Raw genomic sequence first — 17172 nt, forward strand, 5'->3', positions numbered from 1 at the left:
GGAAAGCTCTACGGGGTCGGCCTCGGCCCCGGCGACCCGAACCTGATGACCGTCGCCGCCGTGAAGGCCATCGCCGAGGCCGACGTCATCGCCTACCACTCGGCCCGCCACGGCCGCTCCATAGCCCGCTCCATCGCCGCCGAGCACATCCGCGAGGACCACGTCGAGGAGCGGCTGACGTACCCGCTCACGGTGGAGACCACGGACCACCCGGGCGGCTACCGGGGCGCCCTGAACGACTTCTACGAGGAGGCCTCGGCCCGCCTCGCCGCCCACCTCGACGCCGGCCGCACCGTCGCCGTCCTCGCCGAGGGCGACCCGCTCTTCTACGGCTCGTACCAGCACATGCACAAGCGGCTCGCCGACCGCTACGACACGACCGTCATTCCCGGCGTCACCTCGGTGAGCGCCGCCGCCGCCCGGCTCGGCGAGCCGCTGTGCGAGGCGGAGGAGGTCCTCACGATCATCCCCGGCACCCTGCCGGAGGACGAGCTGACGGCCCGCCTCGCGGGCACCGACTCGGCGGTCGTCATGAAGCTCGGCCGCACCTTCCCGACCGTGCGGCGGGCCCTGGAGCAGGCGGGCCGCCTCGACGACGCCCGTTACGTGGAACGGGCGTTCATGACGGGCGAGCGCACGGAGAGGCTGACGGACGTGGACCCGTCCTCCGTCCCGTACTTCTCGGTGGCCGTCCTGCCCTCCCGCATCGACCAGGAGCCCCCGGCACGGGAGACGGGCGAGGTCACCGTCGTCGGCACCGGCCCCGCCGGGGCGCCCTGGCTCACCCCCGAGTCGCGCGGCGCGCTCGTCAACGCCGACGTCCTCGTCGGCTACACGACGTACCTCGACCGGGTCCCCGTCCTCCGCCCCGGCCAGGTCCGGCACGGCTCCGACAACAAGGTCGAGTCCGAGCGCGCCGAGTTCGCCCTCGACCTGGCCCGGCGCGGCCGGAAGGTCGCGGTCGTCTCCGGCGGCGACCCGGGCGTCTTCGCCATGGCGACGGCGGTCCTGGAGGTCGCCTGCGAACCGGAGTACGCGGACGTGCCCGTACGGGTCCTCCCGGGGGTGACCGCGGCGAACGCGGCCGCCGCCGCGGCCGGCGCCCCCCTGGGCCACGACTACGCCACGATCTCCCTCTCCGACCGCCTCAAGCCCTGGAACGTCATCGAGGCCCGGCTCCGCGCGGCCGCGGGCGCCGACCTCGTCATCGCCCTCTACAACCCGGGCTCCAGGTCCCGCACCCACCAGGTGGCCGCCGCCCGCGACCTCCTCCTCGAACTCCGCTCCCCCGAGACCCCGGTGGTCGTCGCCCGCGACGTCGGCGGCCCGGAGCAGTCGGTCCGGGTCCTCACCCTCAAGGCCCTGGACCCCGCGGAGGTCGACATGCGCACCCTCCTCCTGATCGGCTCCTCGCAGACGCGCGCGGTCGAACGGGGCGACGGCCGCACGATCACGTGGACGCCGCGGCGGTACGGCTGAGATCCGGGGCGGGAGCGGGGGCAACCCTGCTCCCGCTCGCGAGTCACACAGGGCCACCCTGAAGTGGGAGCCCGACAAGGAGATGGACCTCGCCGGTCACCGCGTCTACCGGCGGCCCGGCACCACCACCGCCTGGACGAGGGTCAGCAGCGCCACCGCCCCGGTCACCGGCGCCCCGTACGTGAACTCCCCGCCGCCGACCGGCCAGACGTACCTCTACGAGGTCCGCGCCGTCGACAAGGCCGGCAACGAGTCCCCCGGCCCCGCCGGCAACGCCTCGGCGCGCACCGCCGTCACCGCCACCCACGACGACGGCGAGGGCACCACGGGCTGGATCGCGCACGACGTCACGCTCCTCACCGACAAGGCCTCGTCCTTCCTCCACGAGAGCGCGGCCGACGGCGAGCACGTGCTCTCCTCCGTGATCGCCATCGACGGGTCGAACAACCAGATCGACTGGGACGACCCGGACCTGCACTGGGTCGAGGTCACCGAGCTCGGCACGCCCGTCACCGAGTAGCCACCCAGGCGGCGGCCTCCTCCGGGGTCGCCGCCACCGGGACGCCGGACGGGACCGGCGGGCGGCGGACCACCACCACCGGGAGGCCCGCCTCGCGGGCCGCCGTCAGTTTCGGGGCGGTCGCCGCGCCCCCGCTGTCCTTCGTCACCACCACGTCGATCCGCCGGCGGACGAGGATCTCCCGCTCGCCCTCCAGGGTGAAGGGGCCCCGGTCGAGGAGGACCTCGGTGCGGGCCGGCATCGGGGCGTCCGGGGCGTCCACCGAGCGGACCAGGAACCACTGCGGGCAGGCCGCGAAGGCCGCGAGGCCCATCCGGCCGGTCGTCAGGAAGACGCGGTCGCCGAGGCCGTCCAGGGCCGTCGCCGCCTCCTCCAGGGAGCCCACCGAACGCCAGTCGTCGCCCTCTCCCGGGACCCACCCGGGACGGCGCAGCGCCAACAGGGGAACATGGGCAGTGGCGGCCGCCCCGGCCGCGTTGAAGCTGATCCGCTCGGCGAAGGGATGGGTGGCGTCGATGACCGCGTCCACGGCGTGCCCCGCCATCCACTCCACGAGGCCGTCGACGCCCCCGAACCCGCCGACGCGGACCTCGCCCGCCGGCAGCCGGGGGCTCGCCACCCGGCCCGCGAGGGAGCTGGTGACCCGGACCCGGCCGTGCAGCAGTCCGGCGAGGGCGCGGGCCTCGGTGGTCCCGCCGAGAACGAGTACGTGCACAGGAGCCCCTTCGTGACGTCAGGCGGCGGGCGTGAGGCCCAACTCAAGCACACCGGACTCCGCCCGGGCTGGACGACCGGTGCCTGCGCGACCGCGGCCACCACCGCCGCGTACACCGCGCTCCTGACCGGCGACTTCCCGGACCCGGTGACGATCACGCTCCCGAAGGGCCGGACGCCGTCCTTCGCGCTGACCGCGGAGGCCCTGACGGCGGACGCCGCCATGGCCGCCGTCGTCAAGGACGCCGGCGACGACCCGGACGTCACCCACGGGGCGGTGATCCGCTCGACGGTACGGCTCCTGCCGCCCGGCTCCGGCGTCGTCTTCCGTGCGGGTCCCGGCGTCGGCACCGTCACCCTGCCCGGCCTCCCCCTGGAGGTCGGCGAGCCCGCGATCAACCCCGTGCCCCGGCGGCTGATGCGCGAGCACGTCGCCGCCGTCGCCGCCGCACACGGCGCGCCCGGCGACGTCGAGATCACGATCTCCGTCGACGACGGCGCCGAGATCGCCCGCTCCACCTGGAACCCGCGCATCGGCATCCTCGGCGGCCTGTCGATCCTCGGCACGACCGGCGTCGTCGTCCCGTACTCCTGCTCCGCCTGGATCGACTCCATCCGCCGGGGCGTCGACGTGGCCCGCGCGGGCGGTCTCACCCACGTGGCGGGCTGCACGGGATCGACGTCCGAGCGGACCGTCACCGGGATCCACGACCTTCCCGAGATCGCGCTCCTCGACATGGGCGACTTCGCGGGCGCCGTCCTCAAGTACATCCGCCGCCACCCCGTCGACCGGCTCACGATCTGCGGCGGCTTCGCCAAGCTCTCCAAACTGGCCGCCGGCCACCTGGACCTGCACTCGGCCCGCTCCCAGGTCGACAAGGCCTTCCTCGCCCGGCTCGCCCGCACGGGCGGCGCCTCCGAGGCCCTCGCCGCCGAGATCGCCGAGGCCAACACGGGCCTCGCCGCCCTCCGTCTCTGCGAGGCCGCGGGCGTGCCCCTGGGCGACCTCGTCGCCGCCCGCGCCCGCGACGAGTCCCTCGCGGTCCTGCGGGGCGCCCCGGTCGCGGTGGACGTGATCTGCATCGACCGCGCGGGCGTCGTCGTGGGGCGGTCGGCACCGGCGGGGCCGTGATCCGCGGGGGACGGCGGGCGGAGCGGGTCAGGCGGGGTAACCGATCTCCGCGACGTCCTCGGCGAGGTCGGCGAGCGTCACCTGCGGGTTGAGGCGCGCCACCAGTTCCGGGGTCAGCGGCTCCAGGGCCAGGACACGGCGTACGGCTTCGACGTCGACCGGCTGCCCGTAGTAGTCGGACGCCCATGCGGCGTACGCCTCCGCCGTGCGGTCCGTCAGCAGGTGGAGCAGGCGGCCGGAGCCGTCCGGGTCCTCGTGTCCGTCCAGGTCGGGGAACTCGACCGGGCCCGTGTGCCAGGCCGTGTCCGCGGTCTCGCGCCACAGGCAGGCGGTGGTCACGTGCACCCCGTCCTCGTCCGTGAACGCCGGCTCCGTCAGGTACTCCCGGAAGGCCTCCGGGACCCCGTCGAGCACCCCGGGCCAGGTCCGCCCGTCCGCGAGCGGCCCGTACGGGCTCATCGGCGACTCGTGGTCGAAGACGCGCGCGTACGCCCCCGCCGGGGAGAGGACGATCGTGTACTCGCCACCGGAACCGTCCTTCATCGACGCCAGCTGCTCGGTCTCCGACCAGTGCGCGTCGAAGGAGTAGTACCGGCTCTCCCACTCCGGGCTCAGGACGGCCTCCAGCATCGCGAGCCCCCGGGAGCGGTCGCGCAGTTCCTCGATGCCCGGCAGCGCCCGGGCCACGTCGTAGACGGTCACGGGACCATTCAAGACCGCGGGACCGACGTGCGGCACTCCGGCCCCGCTCCTAGGCTGTCCACGGCAGAGTTCCCCGTTCCCCGAGCGAGAGGGAGTCCCATGGCGAAGCGCGGCAACAAGAAGCGGGCCCGCAAGAAGAAGAAGGCGAACCACGGCAAGCGGCCCAACGCCTGAGACGTGGTCACACGACGGTGGCCGGACCCCGCACGGGGTCCGGCCACCGTCGTGTCGGCAGGCGTGACGGGCCCGCACCGGGCCGTCAGCAGGCGTGGCGGTCCCGCGCCGGGTCGTACAGGTGGCTGTCGCGGAACTCCGAGGCCGCCAGCGTGCGGCCCACGATGATGACGGCCGTCTTCGTGATGCCCGCCGCCTTCGTCCGCTCCGCGATGTCCTCCAGGGTGCCCCGCAGCACCACCTCGTCCGGGCGGCTGGCCATCGCGACGACGGCGGCCGGGCAGTCCGCGCCGTAGTGGGGGACGAGCTCGCCGACGATCCGGTCGACGTAGCGCGCGGCGAGGTGGAGGACGAGCAGGGCGCCGCTGCGGCCGAGGGTGGCGAGGTCCTCGCCCTCCGGCATGGGGGTGGCCTGCTGGGCGACGCGGGTGAGGACCACCGTCTGGCCCACCGTCGGGACGGTGAGCTCCCGCTTCAGCGCGGCCGCCGCCGCCGCGAAGGCCGGGACGCCGGGCACGACCTCGTACGGGATGCCCAGCGCGTCGAGCCGCCTCATCTGCTCGGCCATCGCGCTGAAGACCGACGGGTCGCCGGAGTGCAGCCGGGCCACGTCCCGGCCGGCCTCGTGGGCGGCGGCGATCTCGGCGACGATCCGGTCGAGGTCCATCTTCGCCGTGTCGACGAGCTTCGCGTCCGGCGGGCACTCGGCGAGCAGCTCGGTGGGGACGAGGGAGCCGGCGTAGAGGCAGACCCCGCACCCGGCGAGGGTCCGTGCGCCGCGCACGGTGATCAGGTCGGCCGCTCCGGGGCCCGCGCCGATGAAGTAGACGGTCATTGCTCTGTTCAACCCTTCGTTACGGACCACTGGGTGACGGGCATGGCCTGGCGCCAGCCGGTGAAGCCGCCCACGGGCACGGCGGTGGAGACGGCGAGCCGGACCAGTTCGCCGCCGTGGCGGCCGTACCACCGGGCGAGCAGCGCCTCGGACTCCAGCGTCACGGTGTTGGCGACGAGCCGGCCGCCGGACGGCAGGGCCTCCCAGCAGGCGTCGAGCAGGCCGGGGGCGGTGAGGCCGCCGCCGACGAAGACCGCGTCGGGGGTCGGGAGGCCGGTGAGCGCGGCGGGGGCGGGACCGGTGACGACGCGCAGGCCCGGTACGCCGAGGGCGTCGGCGTTGCGGGCGATGCGGGCGGCCCGCTCGGGGGACTTCTCGACGGCGACGGCCCGGCAGGAGCGGTGGGCCCGCATCCATTCGACGCCGATGGAGCCGGAGCCGCCGCCGACGTCCCAGAGGAGTTCGCCGGGGGCGGGGGCGAGGGCGGCGAGGGTGGCGGCGCGCACGTACCGCTTGGTGAGCTGACCGTCGTGCTCGTACGCCTCGTCGGGGAGTCCGGGCACGGCGCCGAGCCGGAGGGTGCCGGGGTCGCGGGCGCAGTCGAGGGCGAGGACGTTGAGGGGGTCGGTGCGCTCGTGCGGCCAGTCGGCCGCGGTCCCGTCGAGGATCCGCTCGGCGGGGCCGCCGAGTTGTTCGAGGACGCGGACGCGGGTGCCGCCCCAGCCGGTGGTGCGCAGCAGTTCCGCGACCCGCGCGGCGGTGTCGGCGCCCTCGCTGAGCACGAGGAGGCGGCGGCCCTCGTGCAGGGCGGCGGAGAGCGCGGCGAGCGGCCTGGCGACGACGGAGAGGGTCTCGACGGCTTCGAGGGGCCAGCCGAGCCGGGCGCAGGCGTACGAGACGGAGGACGGGTGCGGGTGGACGTCGAAGGTGACGGTGCGGTCGGCGCCGACGGTCTCCGCGAGGGTGCGGGCGATGCCGTGGAAGGAGGGGTCGCCGCTGGCGAGGACGGCGATCGCGCGGCCCTCGTGGGCGGCGAGCAGTCCGGGGACGGCGGGGCGGAGGGGGGAGGGCCAGGCGATCCGCTCGCCGGGACAGTCGTCCTCCGGGAGGAGGCCGAGCTGGCGGGGGGCGCCGAGCAGGACCTCGGCGGCGCGCAGGACGCGGCGGGCGGTCTCGGGGAGCCCGTCCCAGCCGTCCGCGCCGATCCCCACGACCGACACCACCGATATCGCAGCGTTCACGCTGGGGACTCTACGTGAGGGCCGCAGGTGGACGGCACGTGGCGGCCCTCACGTCGGGCGCCCGCCCGACGTGGGTCCCCCGGTCACGCCTCCCGGGGTGCGGGCCGGAATAGGGGAGGGGGTCGCGTCGTTCGAGGTAATAGTTTAAGCTTCAACCACTAGCAAGGAACCGCGAGAGGTGAGCACGATGCAGTTCGGGATCTTCACCGTCGGCGACGTGACGACCGACCCCACCACCGGCCGCACCCCCACCGAGCACGAGCGCATCAAGAACACCGTCGCGATCGCGCTCAAGGCGGAGGAGGTCGGGCTCGACGTCTTCGCGACCGGCGAGCACCACAACCCGCCGTTCGTCCCGTCCTCCCCGACGACGCTCCTCGGGCACATGGCCGCCCGCACGGAGAACCTGATCCTGTCCACCTCCACCACCCTGATCACCACCAACGACCCGGTGAAGATCGCCGAGGACTACGCGACCCTCCAGCACCTCGCCGACGGCCGCGTGGACCTGATGATGGGCCGCGGCAACACCGGCCCGGTCTACCCGTGGTTCGGCCAGGACATCCGCCAGGGCATCCCGCTCGCCATCGAGAACTACGCGCTCCTCCACAAGCTGTGGAGGGAGGACGTGGTCGACTGGGAGGGCAGGTTCCGCAGCGCCCTCCAGGGCTTCACGTCCACCCCGCGCCCGCTCGACGGCGTCCCGCCGTTCGTCTGGCACGGCTCCATCCGCTCCCCCGAGATCGCCGAACAGGCCGCCTACTACGGCGACGGCTTCTTCGCGAACCACATCTTCTGGCCCAAGCAGCACACCGAGAAGATGGTCCGGCTCTACCGGCAGCGGTACGCGCACTACGGCCACGGCACCCCCGAGCAGGCGATCGTCGGCCTCGGCGGCCAGGTCTTCCTGCGGAAGAACTCGCAGGACGCGGTACGGGAGTTCCGCCCGTACTTCGACAACGCGCCGGTCTACGGCCACGGTCCGAGCCTGGAGGAGTTCACCCGGGAGACCCCGCTGACCGTCGGCTCCCCGCAGGAGGTCATCGAGCGCACCCTGTCCTTCCGCGAGTACGTCGGCGACTACCAGCGCCAGCTGTTCCTCGTCGACCACGCCGGACTGCCCCTCAAGACGGTCCTGGAACAGCTCGACCTGCTCGGCGAGGAGGTCGTCCCGGTGCTGCGCAAGGAGTTCGCGAACCTGCGGCCCGCCGGAGTGCCGGAGACCGCCCCGCTCCACCCCGCCGTCACCCGTACGACCGAGGAGGTCTGAACCGTGCAGACGTTGAAGCTGGTCGCCGTGTCCGCCTGACTCGGCTCGCCCTCCTCCACCCGGCTCCTCGCCGACCGGCTGCTCCAGGCGGCCCGGTACCGGCTGGCCGAGCAGGAGTACGCCGTCGACGTCGAGGTCGTCGAACTGCGCGACCTGGCCCTCGACATCGCGAAGAACTTCGTGACGGGCTTCCCCCCGGCCGCGCTCCGGGAGGCGATCGACACGGTCACGGGCGCGGACGGGGTCATCGCGGTGACCCCCGTCTTCACCGCCTCCTACAGCGGGCTCTTCAAGTCCTTCTTCGACCTGATCGACCCGGCGGCGCTCACGGGGACCCCGGTCCTCGTCGCCGCGACGGGCGGCACGGCCCGCCACTCCCTCGTCCTCGACCACGCCCTGCGGCCGCTCTTCGCCCACCTGCGGGCCCTCGTCGTCCCCACCGCGGTCTACGCGGCCTCGGAGGACTGGGGCTCGGGCGGCGACGAGTACACGGAGGGCCTGCCGGCCCGGATCACCCGCGCGGGCGAGGAGTTCGCGGACACGGTGGCGGCCCGACCGGCCCGGAGGACGGACGACGAGGAGATCGTCCCGTTCGAGAAGCAGTTGGCGGACCTGCGCCTGGACTGACCCGTTTTGTTACGTTGTGAGGGAACCCCGGGAGGCCGTGCCCGCCCGGGGACCCGACGGCGAAACGGAGGTCGGCGATGGCCGGCGGCAGGATCGTGGTGGGCGTGGACGGATCGGAACCGTCCCTGAAGGCGCTGAAGTGGGCGGCCGCGCAGGCCGCCCTCACCGGGGACTCGCTCCAGGCGGTGACCAGCTGGGAGTACCCCGCGGTCTGGGACACCATGATGCCGGGCGTCCCGCTGCAGTTCGACCCCCAGCAGCTCTCCGAGCGGATCCTCGACCAGGCCCTGGACGGCGCCCTCACCTCGCAGGAGGCCGCCGCCGTCACCCGCACCGTGGTCGGCGGCAACGCCGCCCAGGCCCTCCTCGAGGCGGCCGAGGGCGCGAGCCTGCTGGTCGTCGGCGACCGCGGCTACAGCGGCTTCAAGGCGGCGGTCCTCGGCTCGGTCTCCTCCCACGTCACCCAGCACGCGCCGTGCCCGACGGTCGTCGTCCGGGGCGCGGTCCGGTCGTGACCGGAGGGCCGCCCCCGCGCGGGCGGCGCCCGCCGACCGGTTCCCACCCGCCCGCGCGGGCGGTCCTCCCGCCTCGGCGGAACGACCGCCCACGACGGGGGAGCGGCCCGTGAGGGGTCACCACGGGGCGGGACGGCCCGCCGCGTCCTCGTGCGTGTAGAAGAGGTAGAACGCCGCGCCGCCGGTGACCACCCCCACGATCAGCCCCAGCAGCGCCGACGAGTAGATGCTCGCGTCGGTGACGCTGTAGAGGAAGCCGACCGCGATGCCGGCGAGCGCGCCCCAGGCGACGGCGCGGGCCTCGCGGGGCAGGGCGTGACCGTACCGCCGGAGGGCGTACAGGGCACCGGCCAGGACGACGGCGGAGACGAGGCCCAGCCAGAACTGCCCCCAGCTGAGCGCGCCGCCGTCGCGGGCGTTGACCTCCGCGTAGAACCCGTACAGGACGCCGATCGCGACCGGGAGTCCCCAGCCGTTCGTGCTGACTCGGCGCCGGGTGGGCACCGCTGCGTGTGCGGCCATGGCAGGAGCTCCTTCACGTCCGGCCCCCCTGGTTCCCGCACCCTCCAGGGCACACCTCCGCCCGACGGCCCGCAAGTGGATCACGGGCCCTCCGCCGCCACCGCCGCCAGCCGGGCCAGGGCCTCGTCCAGTACCGCGACCGGCGGTGACGCGAGGCCCAGTCTGACGGCGTCGGGGGCGGCGGAGCGGCCGACCGCGAAGGCGCTGCCGGGGGTGACCGCCACGCCCGCCCGTGCGGCGGCGGCCGCCGTGAAGGTCTCGGCGCGCCAGGGTGCGGGCAGCTCCCACCAGCCGTAGTAGGCGTGCGGGGAGGTCCGGAGCGCGTGGCCGGCGAGCCGCCGCCGGAGCAGGGCGTGCCGGACCCCGGTGTCGGCCCGTTTGGCGGCGACGGCCTCGGCGACGGTGCCGTCGCCGGTCCAGCGGGTGGCGGCGGCGAGGGCGAGTCCGCCGGCCGTCCAGGCACCGGAGCGCAGGGCGTCGGCGGCCGCGGCGCGGAGCCGGGCGGGGACCACGAGGTAGCCGACCGTCAGACCGGGGGCGAGCCGCTTGGAGAGGCTGTCGACCAGGAGGACCCTCTCCGGGGCGTGCGCGGCGAGCGGGGCGGGCGCGTCGGGGACGAGGAAGGCCCAGGTGGTGTCCTCGACGGCGGTGAGGTCCAGGCGGCGGAGCAGTTCGGCGAGTTCGGCCCGTCGTCCCTCCCCGGCCGTCGTGGAGAGCGGGTTGTGCAGGGTGGGCTGGAGGTAGACGGCGGCGAGGGGTGCGGCCCGGTGGGCGGCCTCCAGGGCTTCGGGGCACACCCCTTCGGCGTCGAGGGCGAGGGGGACGAGCCGGATGCCGAGCCGTTCCGCGACCGCCTTGACCAGCGGGTACGTGAGCGCTTCGACGCCGAGGCGGCCGCCGGGCGGGACGAGGGCGGAGAGCGCGGCGGCGAGGGCCTGGCGGGCGTTCCCGGCGAACAGGACGCCGTCGGGGTCCGGCGCCCAGCCGGGCCGGGCGAGGACGGCCGCCGCGGCCTCCCGGGCCTCGGGGGTGCCGGCGGCGGCGGCCGGTCGGGAGACGGCCTCGGCGAGCACGTCGGGCCGGGCGAGCGCCGCGAGCGCGCGGGCCATCAGCTCCGACTGGCCTTCGGCGACGGGGTAGTTGAGCTGGAGGTCGACGGGCGCCGCGCCGGTCGCCTCGGCGAGCGCGGGCCCGGGCGGCGGGGGTGCGGCGCGGACGAAGGTGCCGCGGCCGACCTCGCCGACGACGAGGCCGCGGCGGGCCAGCTCCCCGTAGACCCGGATCGCCGTCGAGTTCGCGATCCCGTGGCGGCGGGCGAAGACCCGCTGCGGCGGCAGCCGGTCGCCGGGGCGCAGTCGCCCGTCCCGTACGGCGGCCTCGACCCGGTCCGCGATCCTCCGGTACTCGTCCACAGCGGCCCGCCTCCCCATTGCACCGAGAGCAAAGATCTTATTGCACCGAGCAGTCGGGGCTGCCTAGCCTGCCGTCATGCCCACCGCCGAAACCCCCGCCACCGGCACCTTCCACGAGGACCGGGGCACCGGCCCCGCCCTCCTCCTCGTCCACGGCCATCCCTTCGACCACACCATGTGGCAGCCGCAGATCGACCGCTTCTCCCGCACCCACCGCGTCGTCGCCCCCGACCTGCGGGGCTACGGCGCCACGCCCCTGGGCCCGACGACCGGTTCCACCCGCCTCGGCGACTTCGCCGAGGACCTCGTCGGCCTCCTCGACGCGCTGGGGATCGAGGACTGCGTCGTCGCCGGCCTCTCGATGGGCGGCCAGATCGCCATGGAGCTCGTCCACCGCCGTCCCGAGCGGGTCAGGGGCCTCGTCCTCTCCGACACCTTCCCGGCCGCCGAGACCGAGGAGGGCGGGAAGGCCCGGAACGCCATGGCCGACCGGCTCCTGCGGGAGGGCATGCGCGGCTACGCCGACGAGGTGCTGGACCGGATGGTCGCCCCGTACAACACGCACGCCGCGCCGCACGTCCACCGCATGATGTGCGCCACCGACCCGGTCGCCGCGGCGGCCGCCCTGCGCGGCCGGGCCGAGCGCCGCGACCACCGGGGGACGCTCGCCGCCCTCGCGGTCCCCGCGCTCGTCGTCGTCGGCCGCGACGACGCGTACACCCCGGTGGCGGACGCGGAGGAGATGCACGCCCTGCTCCCCCACTCGACGCTCACGGTGATCGAGCGGGCCGCGCACCTGCCCAACCTGGAGCGGCCCGAGGAGTTCGACGCGGCCCTCGACGCCTTCCTTCGCTCACTCGTTCGGCCTAGCTGAAGGTTCGGAACCGCACGGACGCCCCGACGATGGGGCCATGAGCCAGAACACCACCCCCCGCAAAGCGGGCACCCAGCAGAGCACCGCCGGCGCCTGGGCCGTCGGCGGAACCCTCTTCGCCGGCGTCCTCATGCTGGTCACCGGATTCATGGACGTCTTCCAGGGCATCGCGGGCATCGCCGAGGACGACGTCTACACCCGGGTCGGCGACTACGTCTTCAAGTTCAACCTCACCACCTGGGGATGGATCCACCTGATCCTCGGCGTCATCGTCGCCGTCACCGGCTTCGGCATCCTCAAGGGCGCCGAGTGGGGCCGGATCGCCGGCATCTCCCTGGCCTCCCTCAACCTCCTCCTCCAGTTCCTCTTCCTGCCCTACCAGCCGTGGTGGGCGCTCTTCTCCATGGCCATCTCGATCTTCGTGATCTGGGCACTGGCGACGGACGAGGCGTACGGCCGGGACGAGCGGTTCTGAGACGCCGGCCCATGAAACGAGGAACCGGAACCGTCCTCGCCGCCGCCCTCCTGGCCCTCACCGGCTGCGACACCGCCCAGGACAAGGCCGGCCAGATCGTCTCCTCCGCCACGGCGGCCGTCGCCTCGGCCGCCCAGGAGAAGATGAACCAGGTCAAGGACGGTGTGAACGCCACCGGTGACGTACGCGCCGGGGCGACGCGCACCGACGGGGACCGCACGGTCGCCGAGGTCACCGCGACCAACCCCGAGGACCGGAAGGCCGACTACACGATCCTGGTCAACTTCCGTGACGCGGACGGGAACTACCTCGACTCCGTCGTCCTGAACATCGACGGCGTCGAACCCGGAAAGTCCGAGACCGGCACGGCACGCAGCAACCGGACCCTCTCGGGCGGGACCAAGGCCGAGATCGCACAGGCGCTGCGCCACTGAGACGCGCGGTCGCCCCTCGTCCCGACCTGCGCACCCGGCGCCGATCCGCCACGCTGGGAGGCATGGACAACGACGAGATCCTGGACGACATCGGCGCCCTCGTCGAGGAGGAGCGCGCCCTGCGTCAGCGCACCGGCGGGCTCCTGCCCGAGGAACGCGCCCGCCTCGCGGAACTCGAGGTACGCCTCGACCAGTGCTGGGACCTGCTGCGGCAGCGGCGCGCGAAGGCCGAGTTCGGGGAGGATCCGGACACGGCGGCCCTCCGCCCGGCCGCCGAGGTCGAGTCCTACCGCAACTGACCCCCGGACCCGCCCTCCGTATGGGCCCGCACCCGGCGGGGCGGTGCCCCCGCCCCCTGCCCATGCTGCCCGCACCCGGCGGGGCGGTGCCCCTCCCGCCGCCCGCCGTGTGGGCAATCGTCCCGCTGGGCGGGACGGGTGGGCACACGGGACGGCGCGCTCCAGCGGCGCCTCCGCGTTCTGCGCCTTAACCCGCACCACTTCGCGCGGCGCGCATCCGGTGCGGGTCAGGGCAACGGGGGTCCGGGGGGTGCAGCTCGCAACGGGGGCGGGCGGTGCGGCGTACCTTGGTCGCATGGCTCGGCCCGTACGGATCACTCCGCCCGCCTGGCTCACCGCCGGCCTGAAGCCGGCCCCCGCGCCGATCCCCTGGGCCGCCGTGGCCCGCGCCTCGGTCGCCCTGTCCGTGCCGCTCGCCGTCGGCCTGGCGACGGGGCGGCCCGCGTACGGGGCGCTGGTCTCGATGGGCGCGCTCTCCGGCGTGATCGGCGACACCGCCGACGCCTACCGGATGCGGGTCTTCAACATCGCGGTGCCGCAGGCGTTCGGCGCGCTGGGCGTCACCCTCGGGACCCTCGTCTTCGGGCAGGGATGGCTCGCCGTCGCCGTCCTGACGCTCGTCGCCCTCGTCTCCGGGATGATCTCCTCGATCGGCGCGGTCGCCTCCGTCTCCGGCCTGCTCCTGCTGCTCAACGCGGTCGTCGGCGCGGGCCTGCCCATGCCCGACCCGTGGTGGAGGGCGCCCGTCCTCCTCGGTCTCGGCGGTCTCCTCGTCCTCGCCCTCACCCTCCTCGGCTGGCCGATGCGTCGCGCCGCCCCCGAGCGGGGGGCCGTGGCGGAGACGTACCGGGCCGTCGCCGAGCTGTACGAGGCCGCCGGGACCGACGCGTACGACGGGAAGCGGCAGGCCGTCACCGCCTCCCTCAACCGGGCGTACGACCTGGTCCTCGCCCACCGGGCCCGCCAGCACGGCCGCGCCGCCCCGCTGGTGCGGATCCTGGCCCAGCTCAACGTCGTCGTCCCGCTCGTCGAGGCCGCCCCCGCCGCCCATCTGCGCGCCCGACTCCTCGGTCCGCTCCCGCCCGCCGTCCCCGCCGCCGTGCGGGGGCTCGCGGACGCCGTCGAGGAGGGCCGCACCGGCGCCCCCGCCCTGGACCTGCCCGTCCCCGAGCGCCCCTCCGAGCGGGCCGTCGACCACGCCCTGCGGCACGCGTCGGCCGTCGTCCACGAGGCCGACCCCGATCCGTACGACGCGGACGACCGCCTCGGCCGCCCCGCCTCGCTCCGCGTCCGGGCCCGCCGGACCGCCCGCGCGGTCCTGTTCTCCGAGGCGTCCTGGCGGTACGGGCTGCGGCTCGCGCTCTGCGTCGGCCTCGCGCAGGCCCTCGTCTCGCTGATCCCCGTGCCCCGCTCGTACTGGGTCGCCCTCACCGTCACGTTCGTCATGAAGCCCGACTTCGGCTCGGTCTTCTCGCGGGCCGTGCTCCGCGCCGCCGGCACGGCCGCCGGGCTCGTCCTGGCCGCCCTGGTCCTCTCCCAGGTGCCGCGCGGCTGGTGGGACGTGCCGGTCATGGTCGTGCTCGCGGCGCTCATCCCCGCCTTCTCCGCGAAGGGGTACGCCTTCCAGACCGCGGCCATCACCCCGGTCATCCTGCTGCTCTCCGACACGCTCAACCACCAGGGCTTCGACCTCGTCCTGCCCCGGCTCTACGACTCGCTCATCGGCTGCGGGATCGCGCTGGTCGCCGGCTACCTGCTCTGGCCGGAGTCCTGGCACGCCCGGATCGGCGACCGGCTCGCGGACGCGGTCGTGGACACCGCCGCGTACGTGACCTGCGCGTTCGACGGTGCCGGCCCGGACCGGGGCGGGCGGTTGCGGGCCCGCCGGAAGCTCTACCGGGACCTGTCGACCGTCCGCTCGGAGTTCCAGCGGGCCCTGACCGAGCCGCCGCCGACGGGCACCCGCGCCGCCGCCTGGTGGCCGCTCGTCGTCGCCGTGGAGCGGATCGTGGACGCGACGACCGCCGCCCGGATCCGGGTCGACCACGGCGCCCCCGCGCCCGACCCGGCGGAGGTCGCCGCCGTGCGGCGGGAGTTGCGGGAGCTCGCGGACGGACTGCGCGACACCGACACCCTCGTGGAGGTCCGCGCGGAACTCGCCGGCGACGAGAACGGAGTGCTGGCGCCGCTCCGTCAGGAGGTCGGCGCGGCCCGCGCCATCGCCGGTCCCGACCTGCGGTAAAACCCTCCCGGAGGGCGTACGGGAGAACTTACCGGCGGTCACGGAACGGAACCCTCCCCACCACCGTTACCGGAATCCACCCGGGCGACTACGATGCGCTCGATTCACCGTGATCCGCGCCCGCCGCCGTCGGCAACCGGCCCGACGGACGGGCCACCCAGCCCTGCCTCAGCCCCCGCGCCCCCGAGGACCCGCCATGCGCACCACCACGAACAGAGGGCTCCAGCCCAACGTCCTCGGTACCTTCGACACGATCGTGATGGCCGTCGCCGGGAGCGCCCCCGCCTATTCGCTGGCCGCGACCACCGCCGTCCTCTTCGGCGCGGTCGGCCTCGCGGGGCCCGCCGCGCTGCTCTACTGCGCGATACCGATGCTCGGCATCGTCCTCGCCTACGCCCGCCTCGGCCGCATCGACGTCAACGCCGGTGCCGGGTACTCCTGGGTGGGCCGCACGCTCCACCCCTTCCTCGGCTTCCTCGCCGGCTGGGCGCTCGTCTTCGCCGCCACCGTGTTCATGGTGGCCGGTTCGCTGCCCGCCGGCTCCCTCACGCTCTCCCTCGTCGACCCGGACCTCGCCGCGAACACCCCGCTCGCCGCGGCCGTCGGCGCCGGCTGGTTCCTGATGATGCTGCTCGTCGTCCTGGGCGGCGCCCGGCTCACCGTACGGGCGCAGTTGGTGATGTCCGGCGTCGAGATGCTGATCCTGCTCGCCTTCGTCCTGGCCGCCGTCGCGCACCGGGGCCGGGCCACCGCCTTCGACTGGTCCTGGTTCGCCCTCGACCGCTTCCACGGTGCGGACACCTTCGCCGCCGGGGCGCTGATCGCCGCGTTCTACTACTGGGGCTGGGACGTCACCAGCAACCTCAGCGAGGAGACCCGGAACAGCCGCCGCACCGCCGGGTTCGCCGCGCTCGTCGGCGTCGGCTTCGTCTTCCTCCTCTTCGAGGCCTTCACCGTCGCCGTGAACGTCCTGCTGAGCGCCGAGCAGATCCGCGCCGCCGGACCCAACGTCCTCGCCGTCCTCGGCCAGGCGATCTGGCCCGGCGTCGGCGGCAGACTGCTCGTCGTGGCCGTCCTGCTGTCCACCGTCGCCACCCTGGAGACCACGCTCCTCCAGGTCACCCGCTCGCTCTTCGCGATGGGCCGCGACCGGACCCTGCCGGCCGTGCTCGGGCGCGTGCACCACCGCTGGAACACCCCGTGGGTCGCGATCGCCGCCGTCGGCGGCGCCGCCCTCCTGATGTTCTGCGCGGCCGCGGCCGCCGGTTCGGTGCAGCGGATCCTCAGCGACGCCGTCGCCGCGATCGGCCTCCAGATCGCCTTCTACTACGGCCTCGCGGGCATCGCCGCCGTCGTCGCGTACAAGGCGGTGCTGTTCCGCTCCGTGCGGAACCTGGTCCTCGGCGGCCTGTGGCCGCTGCTCGGCTCCGCGTTCATGCTCTGGGCCTTCGTCGAGTCCCTCGGCGAACTCTCCACGACCGCCCTCACCATCGGCCTCGGCGGTCTGCTCCTCGGCGTGGTCCCGCTCCTCGTGTACTGGCGCAAGGGCAGCGACTACTACCGCCCGGCCCGCCTGGACGCGGTCCGCGCGCTCGCGGCGGCGGAGGGCTCGACCCCGGCCGCCCGCCCGCGCACGGGAACCCGCGACAAGGGCTACGCGACGGACTTCTGACCCGTACGGCCTTCTGCGAAGAGCGACTCCCGA

At 74.6% G+C, this 17172-nt stretch carries 18 protein-coding genes and 1 pseudogene; 13 read left to right on the forward strand and 6 right to left on the reverse strand.

What is annotated here, in order from left to right; all coding sequences use genetic code 11:
* Positions 1 to 45: 45 nt before the first annotated feature.
* Together cobJ and ACZ66Z_RS13880 are read left to right on the forward strand one after the other, a co-directional pair.
* On the forward strand, positions 46 to 1479 hold the full coding sequence (cobJ, locus tag ACZ66Z_RS13875; protein WP_469934271.1) for a precorrin-3B C(17)-methyltransferase: 1434 nt from the start codon (positions 46 to 48) through the stop codon (positions 1477 to 1479).
* An 82-nt stretch (positions 1480 to 1561) separates the two neighbouring features.
* Positions 1562 to 1999: a hypothetical protein gene (locus ACZ66Z_RS13880; RefSeq protein WP_469934177.1), complete on the forward strand. Its 438-nt coding sequence runs from the start codon at positions 1562 to 1564 to the stop codon at positions 1997 to 1999.
* On the opposite strand, the gene ACZ66Z_RS13885 is transcribed toward ACZ66Z_RS13880, so the two are convergent.
* Entirely contained in the window at positions 1989 to 2714 is a 726-nt protein-coding gene (locus tag ACZ66Z_RS13885) for a cobalt-precorrin-6A reductase (protein ID WP_469934178.1), read from the reverse strand. The genes ACZ66Z_RS13880 and ACZ66Z_RS13885 overlap by 11 nt on opposite strands.
* 12 nt (positions 2715 to 2726) lie before the next feature.
* On the opposite strand from ACZ66Z_RS13885, the gene ACZ66Z_RS13890 reads away from it, so the two are divergent.
* Positions 2727 to 3845, forward strand: coding sequence for a cobalt-precorrin-5B (C(1))-methyltransferase (locus ACZ66Z_RS13890; protein ID WP_469934179.1), 1119 nt, complete (start codon positions 2727 to 2729; stop codon positions 3843 to 3845).
* 27 nt (positions 3846 to 3872) lie between these two features.
* Here the strand turns inward: ACZ66Z_RS13890 and ACZ66Z_RS13895 are convergent, their stop codons facing one another.
* A complete protein-coding gene (locus ACZ66Z_RS13895) occupies positions 3873 to 4547 on the reverse strand; it encodes a hypothetical protein (protein ID WP_469934180.1) in 675 nt (224 codons plus the stop codon).
* Between the two features lie 99 nt (positions 4548 to 4646).
* Between ACZ66Z_RS13895 and ACZ66Z_RS13900 the strand changes: the two genes are divergently transcribed.
* Positions 4647 to 4721: a 50S ribosomal protein bL37 gene (locus tag ACZ66Z_RS13900; RefSeq protein WP_099895366.1), complete on the forward strand. Its 75-nt coding sequence runs from the start codon at positions 4647 to 4649 to the stop codon at positions 4719 to 4721.
* A gap of 85 nt (positions 4722 to 4806) precedes the next feature.
* Here ACZ66Z_RS13900 and cobM read toward each other — a convergent pair whose 3' ends face one another.
* Together cobM and cbiE are read right to left on the reverse strand one after the other, a co-directional pair.
* On the reverse strand, positions 4807 to 5556 hold the full coding sequence (gene cobM, locus ACZ66Z_RS13905; RefSeq protein ID WP_469934181.1) for a precorrin-4 C(11)-methyltransferase: 750 nt from the start codon (positions 5554 to 5556) through the stop codon (positions 4807 to 4809).
* An 8-nt stretch (positions 5557 to 5564) separates the two neighbouring features.
* Positions 5565 to 6797 carry a precorrin-6y C5,15-methyltransferase (decarboxylating) subunit CbiE gene (cbiE, locus tag ACZ66Z_RS13910; RefSeq protein ID WP_469934182.1) on the reverse strand — a complete coding sequence of 411 codons (1233 nt, stop codon included), beginning with the start codon at positions 6795 to 6797 and terminating at the stop codon, positions 5565 to 5567.
* 187 nt (positions 6798 to 6984) lie between these two features.
* On the opposite strand from cbiE, the gene ACZ66Z_RS13915 reads away from it, so the two are divergent.
* From ACZ66Z_RS13915 to ACZ66Z_RS13925, 3 genes and pseudogenes are all read left to right on the forward strand, one after another.
* On the forward strand, positions 6985 to 8067 hold the full coding sequence (locus ACZ66Z_RS13915; RefSeq protein ID WP_469934272.1) for an LLM class flavin-dependent oxidoreductase: 1083 nt from the start codon (positions 6985 to 6987) through the stop codon (positions 8065 to 8067).
* 3 nt (positions 8068 to 8070) lie between these two features.
* Positions 8071 to 8694: pseudogene (locus ACZ66Z_RS13920) on the forward strand (FMN reductase).
* Positions 8695 to 8771: 77 nt separating this feature from the next.
* The gene (locus ACZ66Z_RS13925) at positions 8772 to 9209 is read left to right on the forward strand and encodes a universal stress protein (RefSeq protein ID WP_469934183.1); all 438 of its coding nucleotides are present in this window, start codon (positions 8772 to 8774) and stop codon (positions 9207 to 9209) included.
* A 117-nt stretch (positions 9210 to 9326) separates the two neighbouring features.
* Here ACZ66Z_RS13925 and ACZ66Z_RS13930 read toward each other — a convergent pair whose 3' ends face one another.
* Together ACZ66Z_RS13930 and ACZ66Z_RS13935 are read right to left on the reverse strand one after the other, a co-directional pair.
* Positions 9327 to 9731 carry a hypothetical protein gene (locus tag ACZ66Z_RS13930; RefSeq protein WP_469934184.1) on the reverse strand — a complete coding sequence of 135 codons (405 nt, stop codon included), beginning with the start codon at positions 9729 to 9731 and terminating at the stop codon, positions 9327 to 9329.
* An 80-nt stretch (positions 9732 to 9811) separates the two neighbouring features.
* Entirely contained in the window at positions 9812 to 11143 is a 1332-nt protein-coding gene (locus ACZ66Z_RS13935) for an aminotransferase class I/II-fold pyridoxal phosphate-dependent enzyme (protein WP_469934185.1), read from the reverse strand.
* A 76-nt stretch (positions 11144 to 11219) separates the two neighbouring features.
* Here ACZ66Z_RS13935 and ACZ66Z_RS13940 point away from each other — a divergent pair, with 76 nt between their 5' ends.
* The 6 genes from ACZ66Z_RS13940 to ACZ66Z_RS13965 all read left to right on the forward strand — a co-directional run bounded on the left by ACZ66Z_RS13940 (position 11220) and on the right by ACZ66Z_RS13965 (position 17139).
* Positions 11220 to 12017 (forward strand): alpha/beta fold hydrolase, encoded by a 798-nt coding sequence (locus tag ACZ66Z_RS13940; RefSeq protein ID WP_469934186.1) that lies wholly within the window; start codon positions 11220 to 11222, stop codon positions 12015 to 12017.
* 37 nt (positions 12018 to 12054) lie between these two features.
* The gene (locus tag ACZ66Z_RS13945; RefSeq protein WP_469934187.1) at positions 12055 to 12492 is read left to right on the forward strand and encodes a DUF7144 family membrane protein; all 438 of its coding nucleotides are present in this window, start codon (positions 12055 to 12057) and stop codon (positions 12490 to 12492) included.
* Positions 12493 to 12503: 11 nt separating this feature from the next.
* A complete protein-coding gene (locus ACZ66Z_RS13950; RefSeq protein ID WP_469934188.1) occupies positions 12504 to 12926 on the forward strand; it encodes a hypothetical protein in 423 nt (140 codons plus the stop codon).
* 62 nt (positions 12927 to 12988) lie between these two features.
* Positions 12989 to 13225 carry a DUF2630 family protein gene (locus ACZ66Z_RS13955; RefSeq protein WP_469934189.1) on the forward strand — a complete coding sequence of 79 codons (237 nt, stop codon included), beginning with the start codon at positions 12989 to 12991 and terminating at the stop codon, positions 13223 to 13225.
* Positions 13226 to 13520: 295 nt separating this feature from the next.
* Entirely contained in the window at positions 13521 to 15467 is a 1947-nt protein-coding gene (locus ACZ66Z_RS13960; RefSeq protein WP_469934190.1) for an FUSC family protein, read from the forward strand.
* A gap of 196 nt (positions 15468 to 15663) precedes the next feature.
* A complete protein-coding gene (locus tag ACZ66Z_RS13965; RefSeq protein WP_469934191.1) occupies positions 15664 to 17139 on the forward strand; it encodes an APC family permease in 1476 nt (491 codons plus the stop codon).
* The last annotated feature ends 33 nt before the right edge of the window (positions 17140 to 17172 follow it).

The sequence above is a fragment of the Streptomyces sp. NPDC107498 genome (genome assembly GCF_055582805.1).

Coding starts and splice junctions, on each gene's coding strand:
- ACZ66Z_RS13955 (WP_469934189.1), top strand. CDS start 12,989: ATGGACAACGACGAGATCCTGGACGACATCGGCGCCCTCGTCGAGGAG.
- ACZ66Z_RS13925 (WP_469934183.1), top strand. CDS start 8,772: ATGGCCGGCGGCAGGATCGTGGTGGGCGTGGACGGATCGGAACCGTCC.
- ACZ66Z_RS13950 (WP_469934188.1), top strand. CDS start 12,504: ATGAAACGAGGAACCGGAACCGTCCTCGCCGCCGCCCTCCTGGCCCTC.
- ACZ66Z_RS13960 (WP_469934190.1), top strand. CDS start 13,521: ATGGCTCGGCCCGTACGGATCACTCCGCCCGCCTGGCTCACCGCCGGC.
- ACZ66Z_RS13965 (WP_469934191.1), top strand. CDS start 15,664: ATGCGCACCACCACGAACAGAGGGCTCCAGCCCAACGTCCTCGGTACC.
- ACZ66Z_RS13930 (WP_469934184.1), bottom strand. CDS start 9,731: ATGGCCGCACACGCAGCGGTGCCCACCCGGCGCCGAGTCAGCACGAAC.
- ACZ66Z_RS13915 (WP_469934272.1), top strand. CDS start 6,985: ATGCAGTTCGGGATCTTCACCGTCGGCGACGTGACGACCGACCCCACC.
- cobJ (WP_469934271.1), top strand. CDS start 46: ATGACCGTCGCCGCCGTGAAGGCCATCGCCGAGGCCGACGTCATCGCC.
- ACZ66Z_RS13940 (WP_469934186.1), top strand. CDS start 11,220: ATGCCCACCGCCGAAACCCCCGCCACCGGCACCTTCCACGAGGACCGG.
- ACZ66Z_RS13945 (WP_469934187.1), top strand. CDS start 12,055: ATGAGCCAGAACACCACCCCCCGCAAAGCGGGCACCCAGCAGAGCACC.
- cobM (WP_469934181.1), bottom strand. CDS start 5,556: ATGACCGTCTACTTCATCGGCGCGGGCCCCGGAGCGGCCGACCTGATC.
- ACZ66Z_RS13880 (WP_469934177.1), top strand. CDS start 1,562: ATGGACCTCGCCGGTCACCGCGTCTACCGGCGGCCCGGCACCACCACC.